Origin of the sequence: Brevundimonas abyssalis TAR-001 (assembly GCF_000466985.1) — a bacterium.
Taxonomy (GTDB): Bacteria; Pseudomonadota; Alphaproteobacteria; order Caulobacterales; family Caulobacteraceae; genus Brevundimonas; species Brevundimonas abyssalis.
The window spans coordinates 1-4885 of sequence record NZ_BATC01000096.1 but is presented as its reverse complement, the minus strand read 5'-3'; the positions used below and the strand labels follow the sequence as shown (position 1 = coordinate 4885).

Annotated in this window: 7 protein-coding genes; all 7 read left to right on the top strand. The window is 65.7% G+C overall.

Features of this window, described 5'->3' with window-relative positions:
• The coding region (locus MBEBAB_RS14420; RefSeq protein WP_045319456.1) for a HAMP domain-containing sensor histidine kinase at positions 1-936 on the top strand (936 nt) is incomplete at its 5' end.
• A 50-nt stretch (positions 937-986) separates the two neighbouring features.
• Positions 987-1496, top strand: a complete 510-nt coding sequence (locus tag MBEBAB_RS14415; protein WP_045319455.1) for a hypothetical protein — start codon at positions 987-989, stop codon at positions 1494-1496.
• A gap of 17 nt (positions 1497-1513) precedes the next feature.
• Positions 1514-1969, top strand: coding sequence for a PspA/IM30 family protein (locus MBEBAB_RS14410; protein WP_052516825.1), 456 nt, complete (start codon positions 1514-1516; stop codon positions 1967-1969).
• Positions 1938-2204, top strand: a complete 267-nt coding sequence (locus MBEBAB_RS15310; RefSeq protein ID WP_052516824.1) for a hypothetical protein — start codon at positions 1938-1940, stop codon at positions 2202-2204. The genes MBEBAB_RS14410 and MBEBAB_RS15310 overlap by 32 nt, the downstream gene beginning before the upstream one ends.
• Before the next feature lie 6 nt (positions 2205-2210).
• A complete protein-coding gene (locus MBEBAB_RS14405; RefSeq protein ID WP_021698719.1) occupies positions 2211-2846 on the top strand; it encodes a YqiJ family protein in 636 nt (211 codons plus the stop codon).
• A gap of 28 nt (positions 2847-2874) precedes the next feature.
• Complete coding sequence (locus tag MBEBAB_RS17835; RefSeq protein WP_242397188.1) at positions 2875-3990, top strand: flotillin family protein; 1116 nt, start codon at positions 2875-2877, stop codon at positions 3988-3990.
• Positions 3987-4661 (top strand): flotillin domain-containing protein, encoded by a 675-nt coding sequence (locus MBEBAB_RS17830; RefSeq protein ID WP_242397187.1) that lies wholly within the window; start codon positions 3987-3989, stop codon positions 4659-4661. Before MBEBAB_RS17835 ends, MBEBAB_RS17830 begins: the two co-directional genes overlap by 4 nt.
• Positions 4662-4885: the final 224 nt, after the last annotated feature.

Below are 4885 nucleotides of genomic sequence, written 5' to 3'. Positions count from 1 at the left end.
CTGTTCAAGGGCATCTATCAGGACCGCGGCAAGATCCTGTTTGGCGTGATCGGCGTCCTCGGGCTGCTCAGCGTGCTGGCGGTGCTGGTCTCTCGCGGGATCGCCCGTCCGATCGAAGTCCTGCGCCGGGCGGCGCGCGACGTCACCCATGGAGACGGCTTCGTCCCGCCCCCGCCCGCGACGGCGGCGGTGGAGATCCAGGAACTCTACGAGGACTTCGGCCGCATGGCCGAGGCGGTGGAGCGCCGCTCCCGCTATCTTCGCGATTTCGCCGCTGCGGTCAGCCACGAGTTCAAGACGCCGCTGGCCGGCATTCAGGGCGCGGTCGAACTTCTTCAGGATCACGCCGACGACATGCGGCCGGACCAGCGCCGCCGCTTCCTCGATAACATCGCCGCTGACAGTCGCCGACTGTCGGAGCTGGTCGCCCGCCTGCTGGACCTGGCGCGCGCTGACATGGCGCGGCCGGAGGCAGGGGCGGCCGTCGACCTGCGCAGCGTGGCGGTCAGGATCGCGGATGCATGGGGAGGCCCGGTGCAGATCGACGTCGACCTTCCCGAAGGCCTGCCTCTGGTCGCAGTGCCGGCCGCGAGCCTCGAGATGGCCTTGTCTGTTCTGATGGAGAACAGCCGCCAGCTGGGCGCCACAAGGGTCACGATCACGGGACGGGTTGACGGTCAGCGGGTGCGCCTCACCGTGTCCGACAACGGTCCCGGCGTCGCGCCGGGTGACATCCAGCGCATCTTCGAGCCCTTCTTCACCACGCGGCGGAGCGAAGGCGGCACGGGGCTGGGTCTGGCGATCGCCCACGCGCTTCTGCGGACCAATGGAGCAGACCTGACCCTGGTCGGATCTCAAGGCGGCGCGACATTCGCTCTGGATCTCCCCGCATCAAGCGCCCCACCTGACCGGCCGGCGCCCGCGCAACAGAACTGAATTTCAAGGCATCAGTTTACAAATGCACTACGCTGTATTACGTAACGAGCATGGCTTCCCTGTCGGCACCTTTGAGCGTCCGCTTGTCAGAAGAGGACAACGGGTTTCTCGCCGTCCTCGAGATCGACGGCGCCGTTACCGCGAGCGACAAGATCCGCGGGCTAATTCGGCAGGCGCGCCAGAACGCCGAGCCGATACAATCCTTTTCGACGGCTCTCTCCCTCAGCCATGATCATTTCTCATCGGCAATCCGCGCCCTTCGAGCCGTAGAGCAGGATCTCGACACCCACTCCGAAGTCGCGGTGAGTCTGATGACCACGGCTGAGGAGTTTCTCGCCCTCGCACTGATTGCTCCAAGACCAGGAGCCGAGACCACCGCCGCCGACCTCCAGCGTTTTGAGGCGCGACTGGTGGACTGTGCGGCGAGAATGACGGAACAGTTATTGCGGTGGGCGGTCACGCCGACCGCGCCAGGCTACGACGCACATGTCGTCTCCCGCCGCTTGGCGGTGCTTGATGATTTGATGCGGCTTGTTTCTGCGGCTGCGGCCGCGCGCTAACGGAAGGGTTCAGGATCATGGCGGACACATTGGGCGCGCGCGTTGGCCGCATCGTCTCGGGAAGCGCACACGCGCTCATCGACGCCATCGAGGGCGCGATGCCCGACGCTGTGGTGCAGCAGACACTGCGCGAGATCGACAAGGCGGTTGACGACGTGCGGGCGGAATTGGGCCGCACCATCGCGAGCAAGCATCTGGCCAACAAGCGGTTGACCGAACAGAGCAGCCGACACGAAGAACTGGCCGGCCAGATCGAACTGGCGCTGCGCGAAGGCCGCGAAGACCTGGCGCGCGCCGCAATCGAACATCAGCTGGACGTCGAAGCTCAGGTCCCCGTGCTGGAAGCGACCGTGGCCGAGGCCGGCAAGCGGGAAATCGAGCTGGAGGGCTACGTCGCCGCGCTGCTGGCCAAGCCGCGAGATGGAGGAAGCGTTTCAGTCGATGTTGCTGGCGCGTCAGCGCGGGGCCGATGAGGCGGGTGCGGCGAACAGCGGCGTGGGCTCCGGCGAGGGGCCCAGCGTCACCCGCCGCGTGGAGAGTGCAACCGGCGCCTTCGACCGGCTGATGGCGAAAGAGGGCGCTCCGGCTCTGGGCGGTGTCGAGCGCGAAAAGGGCGCCAAGCTGGCCGAGCTTGATGGCCTGGCTCGCCGCAATCGCGTCGACGAGCGCCTGGCCGCCATCAGGGCGCGGGCTGCTGACAAGGACTGATTGTCTATGTGGGAGTTCATCCTCGCCGCCGGCAACGTGCCGTTTGTAGCGGCCCTGGTTCTGATGCTCCTGATCGGAGTCGTCGAGGCTTTAGGGCTGGGTGCGGGGCTGGCGGTCGGCGAAGGGATCGACGGCCTGGATGGCGACGTCAATGTCGAAACTCCCTCCCTGCTGTCCTGGATCAACGTCGGTCGGTTGCCGCTGTTGATGCTGATCGTTGTTTTCCTGTTCGCCTTCGGCATGACCGGGTTGATCGGTCAGAGACTGTTCGCAGCCTTCCTCGGCCAGCCGGCGCCGTGGTTCATGGCCGCGCCCGCAGCGTTGATCATAGCCCTGCCCGTGACGCGTGTCTTCGGTCGGGTTGTGTCCCGGATCATGCCGCGCGATGAGACCCAGGCCGTGTCACGCGACAGCCTGATCGGCCGTGTGGCGACCATCGTCACGGGCGAGGCGCGTCACGAAAGCGCCGCCCAGGCCCGGGTTCGCGATGAACACGGCCAGGCCCACTACGTCATGGTCGAGCCAGACACCCCGACCGACGCCTTCGCTCAAGGCTCCAACGTGCTGCTCGTTCGGCACGTCGGGGCTCGATATTACGCCATACGCACCACAAGCGCGTCCTTGCTCGACTCTGCCAGTTGATCGACCGCAGTCCGGAGAATTCCCCGAAATGAACTCGCTCATCGAGATTTCCATCATCGCCGGTCTTGGCCTTGCGGCCCTGTTGATCCTGGGTCTGGTTTTTGCGCGGCTGTACAAGCGCGCCGCCAAGGAAACCGCCTTCGTCCGCACCGGCTTTGGAGGCGAAAAGGTCGTGATGAACGGCGGGGCGCTGGTTCTGCCCGTTCTCCACGAGACCATCGAAGTCAACATGAACACGCTGCGGCTGGCGGTTCAGCGGTCCAATGAACAGGCCCTGATCACCAAGGACCGCATGCGCGTGGATGTGCTGGCGGAGTTCTATGTCCGGGTGCAGCCGAGCGCCGAAGCCATCGCGTCCGCCGCCCAGACTCTGGGGCTGCGCACCATGAATCCGGGGGAGTTGAAGGAGCTGGTCGAAGGCAAGTTCGTCGATGCGCTCCGGTCGGTCGCGGCCGAGCTGACGATGACCGAGCTGCACGAGCAGCGCACGCACTTCGTCCAGAAGGTGCAGCAGGTGTCATCCGAGGACCTTCTCAAGAATGGTCTCGAGTTGGAGACCGTGTCCCTGACCGGTCTCGACCAGACGGCGATGGAGCATTTCAATCCGTCCAACGCCTTCGATGCTGAAGGCCTGACCCGGCTGACCGAGGAAATCGAACTGCGCAAGAAGCTGCGCAACGACATCGAACAGGACACCCAGGTCCAGATCCGCACCAAGAACCTGGAGGCGCAGCGCCGCACCCTCGAGATCAGCCGCGATGAGGAATACGCCCAACTCGAGCAGGAGCGCGAAGTCGCCAACCGTCGGGCCGAACAGGCCGCCGACGTCGCTCGCCAGGAAGCCGAACGGAACCGCGAGGCCGAAGGCGCGAAGATCACCGCCCAGCAACAGATCGACCAGGCGCGGATTGAAGCTGACCGGCTGATCGCCCAGCAGCGGATCGCCATGGAGCAGGAGGTCGCAGAGCGCGAGATCACCAAGGCGCGTTCGATCGAGACGCAGAACATCGAGAAAGCGAAATCGATCGAGTTGTCCGAACAGGATCGGGATATCGCCGTCGCCGAAAAATCCAGGGCCCAGTCCGAGGCCAAGGCGGAGGCTGACAAGCACTGGCGCTCGCTGTTCAGGCCGAAGAGCAGGTGAAGACGGTTCGCGATCGTGAGGCCGCGGACCGGCAGAAGATCATTGAGCTGATCGAAGCGGCCAAGGAAGCCGAGCGCGAGGCGATCGGCATCCGCGTCGCCGCCGAGGCCGAAAAGTCAGCTGCGGCGGATCGGGCCGAGGCTGTGCGCGAGCAAGCGCGCGGGGCCGCGGACCAGACGCGAATCAAGGCAGAGGCAGAGGCAGAGGCAGTCCGCGCCGCCGCCGAAGCCGCCCGTCTTCGCTACGAGGTCGACGCCGCAGGTCAGAATGCTCTGAACGCCGCCGCCAACCTCCTCTCTCCCGAACAGATCGCGATGCAGATCCGCATCAAGCTCATCGAGAACCTGGACCGCATCATCGCCGAATCCGTCAAGCCGATGGAGAATATCGACTCGATCAAGATCGTTCAGGTCGAGGGCCTGAACGGCGGCGGCGGCGCCGGAGCGTCCGCCGGCGGCCAGGACGGCGGCAGCCTGTCCGACCAGGTGGTGAGCAGCGCGCTGCGCTACCGGGCCCAGGCGCCCCTCGTCGATCAACTGATGGCGGAAGTGGGACTGTCCGGCTCCGACCTGGACGGCTTGACCGGCGCCCTGCGCACAGCCCCCAAGACTGAGGCCCCGCAGCCTGAGCCGACGCCGTCGGCCAAAGCAAAGCCTGCGGCGAAATCATAGGACGGCCCTCACGCGGGCTCCGGCGCGGCGCATCTCCAGGCATGGCCCGGAGCGGCCCCCGGCGTGAAACTTTGCCGTCTCCTGTCACCACGGCAAAAGCATCTCGACTTTTTTCCGCTCGCGCCGGGAGACGACGCAGGCATCGGTCCTGGCGATGTCGCGGGCGAAGTCCCGGCCGCCTTCGTCGACAGAACGGGTGACCTTGCGCATCGGGATTTGAAGGG

Coding starts and splice junctions, on each gene's coding strand:
- MBEBAB_RS14415 (WP_045319455.1), top strand. CDS start 987: ATGGCTTCCCTGTCGGCACCTTTGAGCGTCCGCTTGTCAGAAGAGGAC.
- MBEBAB_RS14410 (WP_052516825.1), top strand. CDS start 1,514: ATGGCGGACACATTGGGCGCGCGCGTTGGCCGCATCGTCTCGGGAAGC.
- MBEBAB_RS15310 (WP_052516824.1), top strand. CDS start 1,938: ATGTTGCTGGCGCGTCAGCGCGGGGCCGATGAGGCGGGTGCGGCGAAC.
- MBEBAB_RS14405 (WP_021698719.1), top strand. CDS start 2,211: ATGTGGGAGTTCATCCTCGCCGCCGGCAACGTGCCGTTTGTAGCGGCC.
- MBEBAB_RS17835 (WP_242397188.1), top strand. CDS start 2,875: ATGAACTCGCTCATCGAGATTTCCATCATCGCCGGTCTTGGCCTTGCG.